The 16,440-nt window shown below is 60.9% G+C and carries 22 protein-coding genes and 1 pseudogene; 9 read left to right on the top strand and 14 right to left on the bottom strand.

The features are described from left to right. Positions 1-99: 99 nt before the first annotated feature. The 5 genes from sphantq_RS03240 to sphantq_RS24375 form a co-directional block, all read right to left on the bottom strand. Positions 100-378: a hypothetical protein gene (locus sphantq_RS03240; protein WP_048577796.1), complete on the bottom strand. Its 279-nt coding sequence runs from the start codon at positions 376-378 to the stop codon at positions 100-102. A 67-nt stretch (positions 379-445) separates the two neighbouring features. Beyond that, positions 446-610: a hypothetical protein gene (locus sphantq_RS03235; RefSeq protein WP_158501009.1), complete on the bottom strand. Its 165-nt coding sequence runs from the start codon at positions 608-610 to the stop codon at positions 446-448. Between the two features lie 38 nt (positions 611-648). Beyond that, the gene (locus tag sphantq_RS03230) at positions 649-1,902 is read right to left on the bottom strand and encodes an acetyl-CoA C-acetyltransferase (RefSeq protein WP_272799596.1); all 1,254 of its coding nucleotides are present in this window, start codon (positions 1,900-1,902) and stop codon (positions 649-651) included. A 64-nt stretch (positions 1,903-1,966) separates the two neighbouring features. Further along, positions 1,967-2,134, bottom strand: coding sequence for a hypothetical protein (locus sphantq_RS03225; RefSeq protein WP_272799595.1), 168 nt, complete (start codon positions 2,132-2,134; stop codon positions 1,967-1,969). Beyond that, entirely contained in the window at positions 2,058-2,408 is a 351-nt protein-coding gene (locus tag sphantq_RS24375; RefSeq protein WP_419723171.1) for a GNAT family N-acetyltransferase, read from the bottom strand. The genes sphantq_RS03225 and sphantq_RS24375 overlap by 77 nt, the downstream gene beginning before the upstream one ends. 352 nt (positions 2,409-2,760) lie before the next feature. Between sphantq_RS24375 and sphantq_RS03220 the strand changes: the two genes are divergently transcribed. From sphantq_RS03220 to sphantq_RS03205, 4 genes are all read left to right on the top strand, one after another. Further along, entirely contained in the window at positions 2,761-5,022 is a 2,262-nt protein-coding gene (locus sphantq_RS03220; RefSeq protein ID WP_272799594.1) for an NADP-dependent malic enzyme, read from the top strand. A gap of 157 nt (positions 5,023-5,179) precedes the next feature. Then, positions 5,180-5,515, top strand: coding sequence for a DUF167 domain-containing protein (locus tag sphantq_RS03215; RefSeq protein ID WP_048576294.1), 336 nt, complete (start codon positions 5,180-5,182; stop codon positions 5,513-5,515). Positions 5,516-5,621: 106 nt separating this feature from the next. Next, complete coding sequence (gene tnpA / locus sphantq_RS03210) at positions 5,622-6,053, top strand: IS200/IS605 family transposase (protein ID WP_272800172.1); 432 nt, start codon at positions 5,622-5,624, stop codon at positions 6,051-6,053. Between the two features lie 44 nt (positions 6,054-6,097). Beyond that, complete coding sequence (locus sphantq_RS03205) at positions 6,098-6,490, top strand: transposase (protein ID WP_272799593.1); 393 nt, start codon at positions 6,098-6,100, stop codon at positions 6,488-6,490. Between the two features lie 78 nt (positions 6,491-6,568). On the opposite strand, the gene sphantq_RS03200 is transcribed toward sphantq_RS03205, so the two are convergent. From sphantq_RS03200 to sphantq_RS03185, 4 genes are all read right to left on the bottom strand, one after another. Beyond that, positions 6,569-6,733 carry a DUF5818 domain-containing protein gene (locus sphantq_RS03200; protein WP_235955010.1) on the bottom strand — a complete coding sequence of 55 codons (165 nt, stop codon included), beginning with the start codon at positions 6,731-6,733 and terminating at the stop codon, positions 6,569-6,571. Between the two features lie 78 nt (positions 6,734-6,811). Continuing rightward, a complete protein-coding gene (locus sphantq_RS03195; RefSeq protein ID WP_272799592.1) occupies positions 6,812-8,458 on the bottom strand; it encodes a Na+/H+ antiporter in 1,647 nt (548 codons plus the stop codon). A 53-nt stretch (positions 8,459-8,511) separates the two neighbouring features. Continuing rightward, positions 8,512-8,820 carry an alkylphosphonate utilization protein gene (locus sphantq_RS03190; protein ID WP_272799591.1) on the bottom strand — a complete coding sequence of 103 codons (309 nt, stop codon included), beginning with the start codon at positions 8,818-8,820 and terminating at the stop codon, positions 8,512-8,514. A 336-nt stretch (positions 8,821-9,156) separates the two neighbouring features. Then, the gene (locus sphantq_RS03185) at positions 9,157-9,486 is read right to left on the bottom strand and encodes a helix-turn-helix domain-containing protein (protein ID WP_272799590.1); all 330 of its coding nucleotides are present in this window, start codon (positions 9,484-9,486) and stop codon (positions 9,157-9,159) included. A 116-nt stretch (positions 9,487-9,602) separates the two neighbouring features. Here sphantq_RS03185 and sphantq_RS03180 point away from each other — a divergent pair, with 116 nt between their 5' ends. Both sphantq_RS03180 and sphantq_RS03175 read left to right on the top strand, forming a co-directional pair. After that, a complete protein-coding gene (locus tag sphantq_RS03180) occupies positions 9,603-11,204 on the top strand; it encodes a phosphoenolpyruvate carboxykinase (protein ID WP_272799589.1) in 1,602 nt (533 codons plus the stop codon). Positions 11,205-11,215: 11 nt separating this feature from the next. Further along, positions 11,216-11,427: pseudogene (locus sphantq_RS03175) on the top strand (copper-binding protein); the annotation flags it as partial. 48 nt (positions 11,428-11,475) lie between these two features. On the opposite strand, the gene sphantq_RS03170 reads toward sphantq_RS03175, so the two are convergent. Both sphantq_RS03170 and sphantq_RS03165 read right to left on the bottom strand, forming a co-directional pair. After that, a complete protein-coding gene (locus sphantq_RS03170; protein WP_043155225.1) occupies positions 11,476-12,147 on the bottom strand; it encodes an NAD(P)H-dependent oxidoreductase in 672 nt (223 codons plus the stop codon). 169 nt (positions 12,148-12,316) lie between these two features. Then, the gene (locus tag sphantq_RS03165) at positions 12,317-12,670 is read right to left on the bottom strand and encodes a hypothetical protein (protein ID WP_272799588.1); all 354 of its coding nucleotides are present in this window, start codon (positions 12,668-12,670) and stop codon (positions 12,317-12,319) included. 35 nt (positions 12,671-12,705) lie between these two features. Here sphantq_RS03165 and cydX point away from each other — a divergent pair, with 35 nt between their 5' ends. The 3 genes from cydX to sphantq_RS03150 are packed head-to-tail and all read left to right on the top strand — an operon-like array spanning position 12,706 to position 13,671. Beyond that, positions 12,706-12,879, top strand: a complete 174-nt coding sequence (gene cydX / locus sphantq_RS03160; protein WP_419723216.1) for a cytochrome bd-I oxidase subunit CydX — start codon at positions 12,706-12,708, stop codon at positions 12,877-12,879. 36 nt (positions 12,880-12,915) lie between these two features. Continuing rightward, on the top strand, positions 12,916-13,410 hold the full coding sequence (locus sphantq_RS03155) for a Crp/Fnr family transcriptional regulator (protein ID WP_272799587.1): 495 nt from the start codon (positions 12,916-12,918) through the stop codon (positions 13,408-13,410). 15 nt (positions 13,411-13,425) lie between these two features. Beyond that, positions 13,426-13,671 carry a helix-turn-helix domain-containing protein gene (locus sphantq_RS03150; RefSeq protein WP_336314448.1) on the top strand — a complete coding sequence of 82 codons (246 nt, stop codon included), beginning with the start codon at positions 13,426-13,428 and terminating at the stop codon, positions 13,669-13,671. Between the two features lie 13 nt (positions 13,672-13,684). Here sphantq_RS03150 and sphantq_RS03145 read toward each other — a convergent pair whose 3' ends face one another. From sphantq_RS03145 to sphantq_RS03135, 3 genes are all read right to left on the bottom strand, one after another. Next, a complete protein-coding gene (locus sphantq_RS03145) occupies positions 13,685-14,164 on the bottom strand; it encodes a hypothetical protein (RefSeq protein ID WP_272799586.1) in 480 nt (159 codons plus the stop codon). A 45-nt stretch (positions 14,165-14,209) separates the two neighbouring features. Then, the gene (locus sphantq_RS03140; protein ID WP_048576305.1) at positions 14,210-14,869 is read right to left on the bottom strand and encodes an OmpW/AlkL family protein; all 660 of its coding nucleotides are present in this window, start codon (positions 14,867-14,869) and stop codon (positions 14,210-14,212) included. A 652-nt stretch (positions 14,870-15,521) separates the two neighbouring features. Further along, positions 15,522-16,334 carry a universal stress protein gene (locus sphantq_RS03135; RefSeq protein ID WP_272799585.1) on the bottom strand — a complete coding sequence of 271 codons (813 nt, stop codon included), beginning with the start codon at positions 16,332-16,334 and terminating at the stop codon, positions 15,522-15,524. Between the last annotated feature and the right edge of the window lie 106 nt (positions 16,335-16,440).

The raw sequence follows: 16,440 nt of genomic DNA, 5'->3' as shown, positions 1-16,440 counted from the left end.
CCGGCGGATGCGGCGCAGCGGGACCAGGCGATGACAAGCCTCCGTGCGCGTCCGCCTTCGGGCCATCGGCCGAGCCGGGACTATCGTCCTCACCGCTGCTCAATGCTGTTCTCCTCCATCTTGGACAAGCTGCGCGAACGCCCTGCGGGCGCATCCGCCGTCGAGTGCGATGGAAACAACCTGGCCGCTGCGCTCGCGGCGGCTATAGGTCAGTGCATCGCGCGGACCCCAGATCAGCACTTCGTCGGACAGGTGGAGCCGCAATCGCTCACCCGTCTTCATGCAAAGTGCCGCCCGAACCATTTCGAGGCTCAACGCAAAGCCGAGCGCATCATGATGATCAGCGGTTGGAATACTGACAAGGCGCGGATGACTCATCTGGCACGCCCACGCCCACGCTCAGGCGCGATAGCGCCCTTCGATGGAGCGGCCAGCGCGGCCAACATCATGGTTTCTTGTCCAGGTCGTTGGACATCTTCAGACGCTCCGCTTCTTCAGCCCGCTCCCGTATTGCCTTTTGCTCGTCATGGAAGCGGCCCCCCATGATGGTGGTCGCCATGAAAATGGCCATAAGGATCACACTGATCACGATAATGACGAATATAATCATTTAGACTTCCATGGCTCAGAGGTCGTCGCGGTCTGGTGTCAGATCCGCTCGATGATGATTGCTGGCGCCATTCCCCCCGCGGCGCACATTGTGACCAGACCGCGCTTGAGATCCCGTCGCTCGAGCTCGTCGAGAAGCGTGCCAATCAGCATGGGGCCTGTCGCTCCGATCGGATGACCGAGCGCGCAGGCGCCGCCGTTCACGTTCACCTTGTCGCGATCCAGCCCGAGATCGCGCATGAATTTTTCAGCGACCACGGCGAAGGCTTCATTGATCTCCCAAAGATCGATGTCCTCGATCCGCAGCCGAGCCTTTTCGAGAACGCGCCTGGCGGCCGGGACCGGAGCGTTCAGCATGAGAGTGGGGCAGTCCCCCATATTAGCGGCCATCACCACCCGGGCGCGGGGTTTCCAGCCGTTGCGAGCGGCATAGTCGGGGGAGGCCAGGAGAATGGCCGAGGCGCCATCGACGACACCGGAGCTGTTGCCGGCATGGTGAATGCCCTGCCACTTTAGGCCAGGATATTTCTGGTTGATCATCTGCCGGAAGGTGACACCGTCCTCATACGGGGCATGGTCGGCAATGCCGTCGAAACTCGGTTTCAGATTTGCCAGAATGGCGGCAGTCGTTTCAGGCCGTGGAAACTCGTCGCGGTCAAGCGCGATGCTGCCGTCCTCGTTCAACACGGGGACAAGGCTTCGAGCGAAGCGACCTTCCCGGATGGCGATATCGGCGCGGCGCTGGCTTTCGAGCCCAAGCGCATCGACGGTCTCTCGCGAGATGCCCTCCATCGCTGCAATGGCGTCGGCGCACACCCCTTGGTGAGATTGGGGATGGATTGCCTGCAGCGCCGGATTTCCTGTCCCGACACCCAGCGCCTTCACGCCGTTCGCGACGTCCTCGGCGGCGAGTTGGGCATGGTATGACATCATCTCGACGCCGCCCGCGACCACGCAGTCGGCCAGGCTCGACATGATCTGGCCCGCAGCCAGATTGACGCTGGTGATCCCGCCGCCGCAGAACCGGTCGAGGGTCATGCCACTCGACCTGGGGTCATAATTTGCCAGCAATGCGGACATGCGGCCGATGTCGCTTCCCTGCTTGCCCTTCTGGGTACTTGTCGAAAAGATGACGTCGTCGACTTCGGATGTCGCGAGATCGTTGCGTTCCGCCAGAGCCTTCAAGACGGTCGCGCCGAGATGCTGCGGATGAAGGTGCGCCAGGGCGCCTTTGCCGGGCTTGCCGATCCCGCGTGGTGTGCGGACTGTGTCGATGATGTAGGCGATACCCATAGTCTGATTCCTGCTCATTGTGTTGTGCTCGGCTAGGTTGCCGGTCGTGATCGTGTGCGGGGCTTCATTCTTCCGGATCGTCCTGGCCAAGGCGTTTCGAGAAGAAAATTTGTTCGCCCACGTCGTAGCCGATCCGCCGGTAGAACTTCGCAATGTCATGGTCCTCGGAGCGGACCGTGAGCTGGATCTTCGCGATGCCCAGGTCCTCGATCCATGCCTCGCAGGCAGCCATTCATCTGCCGACCAAAGCCACAGCGTTGGCGGCCAGGAGACACGGCGAGATAGTAAACCCACCCCCTGTGGCCGTCGGAACCGACCACTCCCGTAGCGACGAGCTGGTCGCTCAAGAAGCCCGCCAAAATAGTCGAGGTCGGCGTCGCGAGGGCCCGTTCGGCATCGGCTTTTGGATCGTTCCAAGGCTTGAGCAGGTCGGTCACCCACCACAATGCAACAGCGGCTTTGACCTCGGCAGAACCGAGGCGACGTATTTGCAGTACCGACGCCATCAGGGTTGATCCGCGTTCTTCGCTGTCGTGTCGCGGCTCGCGAACCCACCCATGCCGTGCCACCACTGGTACGCGATCACGGCAGCTTTGACCGGCTGCGAGCGACTGTGCCGCAGGGGAATGACACCAGCGCTCCCCTTCGGCATGTGCCTTCCATCGTGCGACCTCTCGAAACCATCTTGGCGGAAAAACCTTGCGGCACCTTTTCTAAAGGATCATATATAGCGCATCGTTATCCACCGTTAAAGATGCATTTTGATGTATGAGACATCATTAATGCGCGACTGCAGATCGCCCAGCCCCTTCCTCGTGGCACCCCGCGCCGCAAGTAATTGATGAATCGGATATTCCAATGCCCGTGCCAGACGAACTTCGGTCTTCGGACCGGGAAGCCTTGCTGTTTCATTCCGAAGGCCGGCCAGGCAAGATCGAGATCCTCGCGTCCAAGCCGATGGCCACGCAGCGTGACCTGTCGCTCGCCTATTCGCCGGGTGTGGCCGTCCCGGTTCACGCCATCGCCGCCGATCCAGCGCGCGCCTACGACTATACGATCAAAGGCAATCTGGTCGCGGTGATCACCAATGGCACAGCGATCCTGGGGCTGGGCAATCTTGGGGCGCTGGCGTCAAAGCCGGTGATGGAAGGCAAGGCGGTCCTGTTCAAACGCTTCGCCGACGTCGATTCGATCGATTTGGAGTTGGACACTGAAGACCCGGAGGCATTCATCGCCGCCGTTGCCTTGATGGAGCCCTCCTTCGGTGGCATCAATCTGGAAGATATCAAGGCGCCCGAGTGCTTCATCATCGAACAGGCGCTGCGCGATCGGATGAACATCCCGGTCTTCCATGACGACCAGCATGGCACCGCCGTGATCATGGCCGCAGGCTTGATCAACGCGCTGTACCTCACCGGCCGAGAGATGAAAGATGTCAGGATGGTCGTGAACGGCGCGGGCGCGGCGGCGATCGCCTGTACCGCTCTTGCAAAGTCGATCGGCATTCCGGGCAACCAGGTCATCCTGTGCGACTCCAAGGGCGTAATCTATCAAGGCCGGACCGAGGGCATCAACCAGTGGAAGTCGGCCCATGCGGTGGATACCGAGGCGCGAACGCTCGCTGACGCAATGCGTGGTGCCGATGTCTTTCTGGGATTGTCTGTCGAAGGCGCTGTTTCAGCCGAGATGGTAGACTCGATGGCGCCCAAGCCGATTATCTTCGCGCTGGCGAATCCCAATCCCGAGATCCAGCCGGAGGTCGTCAAAGCGATCCGGCCCGATGCGATCGTCGCGACCGGCAGGTCCGACTACGCCAATCAGATCAACAATGTCCTTGGCTTCCCCTACATCTTCCGCGGTGCGCTCGACGTCAGGGCAACGACCGTCAATGAGGAAATGAAGGTCGCCGCAGCCCACGCGATCGCCGAACTGGCCCGGCAGCGCGTTCCGGAGGAAGTCGCGGCCGCTTACGGTGGAAAGGCGAGCCGCTTCGGCCCGGATTACATCATTCCGGCCCCCTTCGATCCGCGTCTGATCGAAACCGTGCCGATGGCCGTGGCCCGCGCTGCCATGACGACCGGCGTGGCGCGGTTGCCCATCGCCGATGAGGCAGCCTATCGCAGCGCGCTCAGGGCGCGGCTCAATCCTACCACAGCGGTGCTTGCGTCGGCCTACGACGGTGCGCGCGCGCGGCCAAAACGAATGATTTTCGCCGAGGCCGAACAGGAAACCGTTTTGCGCGCCGCGATCGCCTATCGGGAAGAAGGCTATGGCAGCCCAATTCTGGTCGGTCACACCGAGCGCGTCACTGAAGGTTTGAAAGCGCTAGGTGCCGAGGCCGAAGGGTTTGAAATCCACAATGCGCGGATATCCCCCCTCATCCCGGATATGGCCGACCGGCTCTACGAGCGCTTGCAACGGCAGGGGTATCTCTACCGCGATTGTTTGCGGATGGTGAACCAGGATCGGAACGTGTTCGGTGCCCTGCTCCTCGACATGGGACACGGGGAAGCCATGATCACCGGGGTGACACGTCCGTTCGGTCAGACGCTCGAGCAGGTCAAACTGGTGCTCGATTCGCAAAAGGGTCGCCTTCCCTTCGGCTTCCACATCATCGTCGGGCGCAGCAGCACGGTGTTTGTGGCCGATACGACCGTGAACGAGCGGCCAGCGCCCTCGGACCTCGCCGATATCGCCGAGCAGATGGCCTCCATTGCCCGTCGCATGGGCCACGCGCCGAGGGTTGCTTTCCTTTCCTATTCAAATTTCGGCAATCCGCCAGGCGAGTGGCTCAAGCCCTCGCGTGATGCCGTTGCCTTGCTCGATACTCGCAAGGTCGACTTTGAATATGAGGGCGAGATGTCGCCGGACGTGGCGCTCAACAGTGCGCTCAAACGCCATTATCCGTTCAGCCGCCTGACCGGGCCGGCGAACGTCCTGATCATGCCCGGGTTACAGTCTGCCAATATTTCGGCCAATCTTGTTCGGGAACTTGGCGGCGTCGCCGTTCTTGGTCCCTTCCTGGTGGGCATGGAAAAGCCGGTTCAAGTCGCGGCGATGACGTCCACCGCTGCCGACTTGGTGACGATGGCGGTGCTGGCGGGCACCCTAAGCGTCTGAAAAGCACCCTCATTCGACATACGTACTTCGGCCGAAAGGCGGCGCCGGAGATAATTTATACCTTTTCTCTCATGCATCAAACATGTGTATACTGCTTTGTAGCATCAACCCGCGGCGTTGAGAGGTTTCAGACCATGTCACGCTCAATGTGTGAGCCATGAAAAAACCAGCGCCCCAGCCGCCCGCAGAAAGACCGGCCAACGGCTTTTACTGGTGGGAAGACACGACGCTCGTCCTCAACATCCTGGGCAAACCCAGCGCGCGTGGCGACGTCATCGGCAAGATCAAAGGCCATCAGTTGAAGGTCAGTGTCACGGCAGCGCCGAAGCTTGGACGGGCAACAGACCATATGGTGCGGTTTCTCGCTGGCGAATTCGGCGTGCCTGTATCTGCCATCACGGTCGTTTTCGGGCGTATGAACGTCAACAAGCAACTGAGGATCGAAGCGCCGACGCGGCTCCCCGCTGTTATCCAGCAGCTGGATCTGCTCTGAGGCTTGGCGCGCTTGCGATCGTCGCCTGGTTTGCTGGCATCCTCGGAAAGTGAGACCGCCTGGAGGGCGTGAAGTCTCACTTTCCCGAGGATACCAGCTATGGGCTATTCGACCGGTTGTCACATTTCACCATCGCTACCATCACGTCTGGGCACCGAAATATCGGTTCAAGGTGCTGCATGGCGAAGTCCGGCTGCGGGTTCGTGAGATCATCCGGCAGGTCTGCGACGAGAAGGGCGTGACGATCGTCAACGGTGTCGTGTCGCGTGATCATGTCCATATGTTTGTCGAAATCCCGCCCCACGTCTCGGTCAGCAACTTCGTGCGCCGCGGCAAGGGGCGATCCTCACGCAAGATACAGCAGGAGTTCGAGAACATCCGCAAGCGCTATTGGGGCCAACGCTTCTGGCAGCGCGGATACTTCTCCACCACATCCGGCAACATCACCGATGACGTCATCAGCCGTTATCTGGACAAGCATCTCCACAAATTGAGCTTCCAGCCATGGTGTCCGCGCCCGTCAAGCGAGGGGCGATGACAGCGAGCACTTTCGACCGACGCAGTTTCACCACAACGAGGAGAGTGACACGATCCCTGTCCGGCCGGCCAAGACCTGCGCCCCTCGGGCGCGCATGCGCGCAACCGTGCGATCCGCTATCGAACGTCCGCCTGCAAGGACTGTCGGCTGAAGCGCAATGCACGCCCGGCGCCCAGCAGACCATCCATCGGCTGATCGACCAAGGAGCCCTCGATCAGCTGGAAAGGCGAATTAATGCCGATTCGGGTCTGATGAGGATCAGACGATACACCGTCGAGCATCCGTTCGGGACGATCAAAGGAATGTCCGGCGGCGGCAGGTTCCTGACCCGAGGGCTAAGGAAGGTGAAGGCGGAAGCGGCGCTATCGGTCCTCGCCTTCAACATCCTGCACGCCGTGAACGCCTTTGGTGCTGGGAAGCTGGCCGGAGCAAGCTGACACGGCCTTCTGCGCCTTGAATGTCGTTCTCCCGCGCGGCTTCATCGCGAGTTTCTAAACCGCCTGAATTGTGGGCCGTCAGGTGGGGTCAGACCCCGCCAATTCCCCAATCCAGTAGACGTCCAGGGTTTCGGTCGCCGACAGGATACCCTCCACGCAGACAGGCCGACCCAGCAATTCGGGAACATTGTCCTCCATATTGAGCGGCCATAAAGCTCCATCGGCCTCGTGTCGCAGACACATTCCGCGGCCGCAGCGGATGAGTTGGCCTTTCAGGCGACACAGCTTGCCGATCTTTCTCATTGTTCCATTCCACATGATTTACGCGCCTGCCTGGCTCGCGACGGCATAGCGCGCTTCCATGAGGTCGATCTCCCGGATGAGCCTGCGCGCAGGTTCGCTGCCCAGTTCGCGCTTGCGAACCATTCGGAAGATCTGGGTTCGCTCGGCCTTGAGCGCAGCCAGGCGGAGGTTCCTTTCAATCGCTTCGGATTGCCGCCCCAGAGCGTTGCCTTCAGCATTTCTGGTCTGGCTCTCGATTCTATGCCGGTAAATATCCATGATACGGGCGGCGGCGGCGACATAGATATCCGCATCGCTCTTTCCTACCGCAAGGCCGTGCTGGACTTTCTCGATCTCGGCGATCGCTGCCTCGGCCGCCTTGATCCGGGCGGCGTCTTCCTCTGCCTGATGATCATGTTCCGCCGGCATCTCCAGTCCGGTGAGCAGCCAGGGCAGGGCGAAACTGGCAGCGATCAACGAAACGATGATGACGCCCATCGCAAGGAAGATCGCGAGATCCCTTGCCGGAAACGGCGAACCATCGTTCAGCGCAAGCGGAAGGGTCAGGACACCCGCCAGGGTGATGGCGCCGCGCACACCGGCGAACGACATCGCGGCAACGATCCGCCAATTGGGCGTCGAGCGCCAATCACCCCGACGAAAGAGGGTCAGGCGGAAGGAGAGCCAGACCCACAGGAAGCGCAAGGCCGCGAGCCCAAGGTTGATGGCGATGACATAGATCGCCAGCCACCACGGCTCTTGATGCCCGGTCATGCGAACGGTTTCTGCAGCGACGGCGAGGATGGCGGGCAACTGCTCGCCGAGCAGGACGAAGATGACCCCGTTCGCCGTGAATTGAATGACGTCCCACACCGTGCTCCGCCGGATCCGGGTGGTCGCCAGAAGCTCTCCGCTCGTTTCGACGAAACCCATGGTGAGGCCAGCCGCGACGGCGGCGAGGATGCCCGAGCAGTGCAGATGCTCGGCGACCAGATAGGAGCCGAAGGGGATGAGCAGGCTGATCAGGATCTGGGCGCCGCCTTCTTCGCCATAGTGGCGAGAGACCCAGCTTTTCATGCGCGACACGGACCAGGTAAGGCCGGCGCCGACGGCGATGCCGCCAAGGGCCACCCAGAGGAAGCTCAGCGCCGCCTCATGGACCGAGAAGGCGCCGGTCAGCGCTGCCGCAATCGCAAAACGCAGGCAAACGAGACCCGAGGCATCGTTCAGCAGCGATTCGCCTTCCAATATATGCATCATCCGCTTGGGAATCGGCGCGCGCTGGGCGATGGCGGATACGGCGATGGGATCGGTCGGCGAGAGGACTGCTGCCAGGGCGAAGGCCACGGCGAGCGGCACGGTCGGGATCATCCAGTGGATGAAGAGGCCCATGCCCATCACCGTGACTATCACCAGGCCGAGGGCCAGTTCGACGACGGTCTTGCCGTCCTTGAACAGTTCCTCGCGCGGGATCCGCCAACCGTCGAGGAAGAGCAAAGGCGGCAGGAAGAGGAGGAAGAATATCTCCGGATCCAGCGCGACCCGCCAATCGGCGCCGAGCCCGATCAGCGCCCCGAGCGCTATCTGGAACAGTGGGCGCGGGAGCGGCAGGGGCACCATACGGGAAAGAATGCCGCTCAGGATGACGGCGAGCAGGAGGAGCAGGACGATCGTGATGGTTTCCAACAGTCTTCCTCTTCGCGTATTGAAATAGGGTCCTTTCTTTCGTCTTGATGCGCTCAGCGCTTCCTGACGAACTCCGCGCGGAGCACCAGGCCCTTAATCCCTTCGTAGCGGCAGTCGATCTCCTGGGCATCGCAGGTCAACCGGATCGATTTGATCACCGTGCCGCGCCGCAAAGTCTGGTTGGCGCCCTTGACCGTGAGATCCTTTATCAAGGTCACGCTGTCGCCATCGGCCAGGAGATTGCCGACCGAATCCCGCACCTCAACCGTTTCCTCTGCTGCGTTCTTGGTGGCCGCTTCCGCAGCGCTGATCCATTCCCCTGTTGCTTCGTCATACACATAGTCGTCGTTCGTATCGGTCATCGTGGCATTCTCCCGCGAGGGTCGGTTGGGCCGTGTGACGGCGCGCTCTTCACATTCACGATGGGCGCCGCGATGTGCCGCGCTTCGGAAAACAATTCTGTGCGGATCGCACGGTTGCAGATACGCCCTCATGGGGCTTGCAGGCTTGGGCGGAGCTCGGATCCGAACCCATGATCTGACGGTTCGGGCAGGTCGTGCGCCAGTTTGACGGGCGAGCTGTCACACTGCCCCGGCTCGGACAGCCGTAAGGCCCGTCACATCCATCCCAGACGAACAGGTTGGTATTGATCGCTCGATACAGGTGTCAGCAGCGGCCCGCCGGCTGTCCTTGGTGTGTCATGCAACGTGGCCATTGCCCACCGGCGCTTCGATCTGGTCGAACAGCATCGATGGCACGCGTGTGGACGCGCGTTTGTTCAGCGACTCCCTCAACCGCACCCCGCGGCCGATGCCGATGCTCGGTGCATTTTCCCCGATCAGTTCGATACCCGCGCTCTCGAGCGCTGAGATCACCTTGACCAGCGTATCCACTACGCCTCGTACCTGGCCGTCCGATGCTTCCATGCGCTGGATGGTCGGCAGCGACAGTTTCGCCAGCTCGGCAAGCTGGCGCTGGTCGATGCCGAGAAGGGCGCGCGCGGCGCGCATCTGCTGTGACGTGATCATAGCCCTCTCATGATGGATAAGACATCAAATAGCAATCTTAACAATCAGCTATATGGTATGATATGGCGAATGCGCCACTGTTCGGCATGTAACGATGAAGCTTAGGAGATGCAAAAATGACGGCTTTCCCGATCCAGAACCCGGACCATGCGGTCAAGGACGGGACGCAGCTCCATCGCAATCTCGGGACGGCCGAACTGGTGGAAAAGGCGATCCAGCGCGGGGAAGGGGTGATGTCGAGGGACGGTGCCCTGGTCGTCGCGACCGGCAAGCACACCGGCCGCTCGGCCAGGGACAAGTTCATCGTCAAGGACGCCGAGACCGAAAATACGGTCTGGTGGGGCCCGACGAACGTGCCCATGACGCCCGAGCATTTCGCGGCACTGAAAGAGGATTTTCTTGCCGCGCTGGGCGCGAAGAAGACGGTCTTCGTCCAGGATCTTTTCGGCGGGTCACAGGCTGATCATCGCGTCAATGTGCGGATCTATACCGAGCTCGCCTGGCATAGCCTGTTCGTCAAGACCCTGCTCGTTCGTCCAAGCCCAACGGAGCTTGAAGGGTTTATCGCGGAGTACACGATCATCGACCTGCCGAGCTTCCCGGCAGACCCGGCCCGTCATGGCTGCCGCTCGGAGACGGTGATCGCGGTCAACTTCACCGAGAAGCTGATCCTCATCGGCGGCACGGCCTATGCCGGCGAGATGAAAAAGTCGGTGTTCTCGATCCTCAACTATCTGCTGCCGGCCAAGGGCATCATGCCGATGCACTGCTCGGCCAATATTGGCCCCAAGGGTGACACGGCGGTCTTCTTCGGCCTCTCCGGCACTGGGAAGACCACGCTCTCGGCCGATGCCAGCCGGACGCTGATCGGCGATGACGAGCATGGCTGGTCAGACACGGCGGTCTTCAATTTCGAAGGCGGCTGCTACGCCAAGATGATCAACCTGTCGGCCGAGGCCGAACCAGAGATCCATGCGACCACCAAGCGCTTTGGCACGGTGCTGGAGAATGTGGTGATCGACCGGGAGACGCGCGAGATCGATCTCGACGACAACAGCCTGGCCGAGAACAGCCGCGGTTCCTACCCGATCGACTTCATCCCCAATGCGAGCGTCGATAATCTGGGGCCGGTGCCGAAGAACATCATTTTCCTGACTGCCGATGCCTATGGCGTGCTGCCGCCGATTGCGAAGCTCACGCCAGAACAGGCGATGTACCATTTCCTCTCGGGCTATACTGCGCGTGTCGCCGGCACGGAGATTGGCGTAACAGAGCCGACGGCGACCTTCTCGACCTGCTTCGGCGCGCCGTTCATGCCGCGTCACCCGAGCGTCTACGGCAATCTGCTGAAAGAGCGGATCGCCAGGGGCAGGGTTACCTGCTGGCTGGTCAACACCGGCTGGACGGGCGGCAAATACGGCGTCGGTAAGCGCATGCCGATCAAGGTTACCCGCGCTCTGCTGAACGCCGCACTTAATGGCAGTTTCGAAGGGATCATCTTCACCAGGGATACGACATTCGGGTTCGAGGTTCCTGTGACAGCGCCGGGGATCAGCGGTGATATTCTCGAGCCGCGCGGGACCTGGGCAGACAAGGATGCCTATGATCAGGCTGCTTTGAACCTTGCGATGCAGTTCGCTGAGAACTTCAGGCAGTTCGAGGACAAAGTCGATGCGGCGGTGCTTGCTGCGGGGCCGCGGGTTCTCAATCAGGCATGATGTCGTCATCGGCACCATCGCGGAGCATCGACATCCACCTCACCGGCAACATGGAGCGGTCTATGTGGCCGATCGACGGTGAGAAAATGTCGGACGTGCACGAGCCAATCCCGTTCATCGAAGGCGAGCGGGTGCCGCAAATCTCATCGAAGACCGCATGATGGGGCACCCGATCCGCACCCATGATCACTTCTTCGAGTTGGTGACCGGGCATCGCGATCATCGCCATGAAGGCTCGACCCACTCTAATCGCGCACCAGGATGGTGTCGTTCAACTTCCGTCCGAGATCGAAGGCGGAGCCGCAGCGCCATATTGTTCCACGGCAAGCCTCGCGCAGATCTTGCGCGCCCGCTCACGGACATCGGAAAGATGCTCGTCGATGAAGCGTGTGGGCAGGCCTTCGACGATACTGCCGATGTGAAGATAGTCAGCCGATTTCATCGAAAAGGCCCGGAAGAGATATCGGCTCGATAATTCCCGCAGCGAGTCCAACTGCCCTTGTTCGTCCAGCCATGCGTCGCGGGCGCCCGATGTCGTGATCGTGATCATATGGCCTGCGGTCAACGGGCCTCGTCCTGCGCCATCCTGGACTTGATGCGGCGTGACGCCCGCGCCGATCACGCGATCGACGTAGCCTTTCATCATGGCCGGCGGCAGACCGAACCAGATCGGATAGATGAGCGCCACAACATCACAACCTTCGATGGCTTCGAGTTCGGCACGCACGTCAGGCGCGATCTCGAAACCACGCCTGTCGGGCCGTTCTTCGTTCTTGAGTACCGGATCGAACTTCATCGCATAGAGATCACGCAGGATTGCCTCTTGCCCGCATTCCCGAACTGTCTCGCAATAGGCGTGTGCGATGGCGGCATTGAAGCTCTGTGGATCGGGATGGATGAGGATCGCCACATGTCGGGCATGCCCCTTTGCCGCGTCAGCCATCGAACGACTCCTTCAGCTGCAATGCTACCCTACCGCACGATGGCTCGCCCTTGGGGAAATTACGCAACGATGGACATCACTGACGAAGCGGCCAGTTGCTGTCCCGCCAGAATGTGGATGGCTTCGATCGCCCGATCGCTTGCGCGGGACAGGCGGTGGCTGACGAGAATCAGACGCTGCCGGTTATACATTCAGGTCCCTGTCCAGCCGTTCGACCACCAAACCCGCTTTCATAATTCAGGCCTTCTGAGGTTATCGAGTAGGAGCCCGTGCGCAGGAGTAAGATAGGTGCGACCCAGTGAGAGGCGCCGACGCTCCCCACCCGAAAATCCGATGTCATTCTCACCGACCCAGCGTTGAGGCCATCCAGAAGTGCTACCAGCCGATCATCGATCACGGCGACATGCAACACGGCCCATAGCTCGGCATCGGTCACGGCCTCGAGGGCCAGCGGTAGGTTGTCCCCGATCGTCTCGGCGAGCAGAACGGCGTCCTGCGGCACCGCCTGGGCCCACAAGATCATGTGGGGCCGTCTGACGACCGGGGTCGTTTCCACGCATCCGGATTACTACTGATAGCAGGCACATCGCCACATGGTATTTCGCTTGGGTTCTCGGGCTCGGCCTCGCGGTCGGCTTCAGTATCCTCAACGGCACCTGGCACGAGGTCCACTTGCCCAATGGGGCGACGGTGCCGGACGAAACTGAGCTTCCGAAACCGTTGCCGGCCTGAACTCTGGACTCCGCCGGCGTAGATGCGTGAGTGGGGATGAAGATGCTCGGTAGCCGCACAACCTTGGATTGGCCCGATGGTGAGGAGAGGTTTCCGACATCGGTTTGTATGGATTGCGCGGTTCGCCGGGACTCTTTGTGCGGAACGCTTGCGGGTGAAGACCTCATCATGCTGCACAAGCTTGGCCGGCGCCGCCGTTTACGTCGCGGCGAATCGATCGCCTGGGCAGGAGAGGAGAGCCGCGGTTGCGCGAACGTCCTTTCGGGAATCCTGAAAGTCAGCGCGTTGACCGCCGACGGCCGCGAACAGATTGTCGGCTTACTCTATCCGTCGGACTTCGTGGGACAGCCCTTCGTGGGCAGCTTCGAATTCACAGTGACGGCGTTGGGAGACGCGGAAATCTGCACCTTTCGTAAGTCCGATTTCGAAGGGTTTCTGTCGACGCGAAACGGGATGACCCAGGCTCTCCTGCGCCGTACCTTCGATACGCTGAGCGATGCGCGCAAGCGCATGCTTCTACTCGGTCGTTAAAGTGCCAGCGAGTGGATCGCAGACTTTCTGCTCCAAACTTTCGAGAGGATCGGGGGCTATAGCGCCAGCGCCAATGGACCGGTAACCTTCGATCTTCCTCTTTCCCGAGGCGCAATCGCCGATGTGCTGGGCCTCACCATCGAAACGGTCAGCCGGCAAATGACCAAGCTCAAGATGGCCGGCGTGATTGCCCTGCCGGGCGGTCGCGCGGTGACGATACTCAAGCGCGACGCGCTCAGGCGAATGGCCGACGCTGCCTGAATGATCGTGGCCGCTAGGCGCGACAGCGCCGGTCGAGGCTGTCGCGCAATAATGTTCGCGCTGCGGGCGTAAGACGCTGCTCCGCGAGCCCGAGGATCGCCAACTCCTCGAACGCCATATCGGCCCGGCACGCTTCGAAGAAGCAGCGAAGCATATATCCCAATGTTGTTGCCGGCAGTGGAGAGGCGCCAGGCTGGAGAGCCGCGACGAGGTCCTGCGCTTGCACAACCTGTGACGCGCTGCGGCAGCGGATACGATCAAGGACCGCTTCGCCGTTCGGCATCGCCCGTGGGGCGAAAACGGTTTCCAAGAACCTGCGCTCTCGAGCTTCATGGGTGGGAAGCCGGTTCTCAAGCTCACGGCAAACCCAAGCCGCGTCATCTTCTTCCGGAAGGGTCGGCAGAGCGTCCGCAACCGATTCCAGCATGTCGCAAAGACAGGCAAGCTCGGCGTGGTCGATAAGCAGCGCGATCAGGTCGATCTCGTCGATCATGTACCAACCCATCGGTGGGACCAGGTTCGTGGCGGCTTGCATCGCTCAGAACCGCATGCCGATGCCGATACCAGGCACCAGAGGGTCAAGGTGGACACGCTCGCGGTTGATCAGACTGCCCGTCGTCAGACGGGCCGTGGTATCGATGTCGATATATTTGAGGTCAATATTGAGGAAAATGCGAGGGGTAATGTCGATATCGACGCCGGCCTGCAGGGCATAGCCGAAGCTGTCCTTCAGTTTCAGCTTCGTGTCACCAATCGCCGACTGGAGCGCATTGCTGGCCTTTTCCGAATAGAAGATCGTGTAGTTGACGCCCGCGCCGACATAGGGCCGGATATGTGCGTTGGGGGCAAAATGATATTGAAGCGTGAGCGTTGGCGGAAGCACCCAGGTTCGTCCTGCCTTGCCGAGTCCGTCAAGCGCGCCGCGTCCTTCGATGTGATGCTTCGTCGTGGCCAGGATCAGTTCGGCGCCGATGTGCCTGGTCGCCATATAGGTGAAGTCCACTTCCGGCGCATAACTGTTTGTCACCGCCGTATGGGCGGTCGGAAAACTCGGAAGGATCGGGCCGGTCTCCTCGGTCGGCGTCACCCGGATCGCACGGGCACGGATGATCCAACGCTTGTCTGCTTCTTCGGCATGGGCCGGGACCGCGAGCGCGGCAACAACTGCGCCAATCGATACAAGGACTATCCTTTTCATGCCTATCTCCATGCCGTGTTAGATATGGATTAGGAGACTTGCCGACTTCGAACTTTGACCGAGCGCAAACATATGTGCGCGATCTGATTTGGTTCCAATAGACCCGGTCGCATTGGTTTCGTCGGACTACAGAGGCGGAAATTATGCGCATTGGCGCGATAGATGTCGCGCAGATTGCCGTGGATCCGCTCCGCTCTCTGGCGCACTGTTCGAAGCGCGCCTGATAGTATCTCTCAAGTGGTGGTGTCGCGGCCGTTCTCGAACAATACCGAGCCGCGTTGCAGCATGAACTCGCCCCGTCGAAGACCGTTGGCTTGCGAGGGCCGTGCCGTGATCTGGCTCGACCGAACAGGAGTACTTCAAGGGGATGCGGAGGTTTGAGCTTCGTTTCCGCGATACGTACGAAAGGACGCCCCACCCGGTTGCCCGGAGGGGGCGAGTTCCGTTCGCGGGCGGGGAGGAGATAGCCCGCGTCCGGTATGGTGTTAGGCGAGGGTAGCGCTTCTCTCTTTGATCGTGGTCAAATTATTCACTGAGGGGCTGATATGCCCTTCAAGGAGTCAGAGTGTAATTTGTGACTGCTTCCATGGCCACGGCGGCGCGAACCTCTGGATGACGGCAGTCGACCGTCGCACTTACGCACACGGCCCCTTCAGTGCCCGAGCACCAGCGGCAGCTTGCTCTTGGTGAGCATCCGCTTCGTGACGCCGCCAAACGCTTCCAACAGTCGGCCGTGACTATAGGCGCCCATCAGCACATAGTCGGCGTGCCAAAGAGCCGCTTCCTCGGCGATCAACGCGTCCGGCGCGTGAAGTCCGTCGTCGACGATCTTCACGCTCGCGTGCACGCCATGGCGTGACAGATATTCGGCGGCTTCGGTCGGTTCGGTCTTTTCGGCGCCGTCACGGGCCATGAAAATATGGACGTCGGATGCGAGCTGAAGAAGGGGCACGCAGGCGCGCATCGTGTCTGCCGCAGACGCCTGACCATCCCAGGCGATGAGCGCGCGACCGGCCGCGTTGAACCGTTCCAGCTTCTCAGGAACAGCAATGATGGGCTTGTGCGCGTGCATCACGATCCGGCTGGCGATCGTGCGCATATCGGGAAGGGGATAGGCGTCGAGCGTCCGATTGAGCACGATCAGATCCGCGAGCGTCGCCGCCTCGAGGACACAACTGGCGATATCGCCGGTCGCGTCGATCCAGTCCCAGCGAACGTCTTCATGCGAGAGGCGCTCCGTCAGCGCAGCCCTGTTCTTTGCCTCGTTCTCCCGCTCGTCGGTCAGCATCACGGCTTCACCAAAGCCGGCATAGAGGTCGCCCGCGACCACCGGCGATTGCGTGACGTCGATACAGGTCAGATGCCCATCAAGGGCACGTGTCAGGTCGAGCGCCGTCTGCAGCCTGGCTTCCTGCCCATCGTCGGCGTGAACCAGCAAAAGAATGTTCTTCATCGTCGCCTCCATATTGATGGAGGGACTCTATTTGCGACCCACGGCTCAGAATATGCGGGACTATACTGATGCGAGACAGTCACATGGTGACTGCAGCGATCACTGGATGGCTGTTCGC

Origin of the sequence: Sphingobium sp. AntQ-1 (assembly GCF_028538045.1) — a bacterium.
Taxonomy (GTDB): Bacteria; Pseudomonadota; Alphaproteobacteria; order Sphingomonadales; family Sphingomonadaceae; genus Sphingobium; species Sphingobium cupriresistens.
The sequence above is the reverse complement of the archived record's forward strand: the minus strand, read 5'-3'. Positions and strand labels throughout refer to the sequence as shown.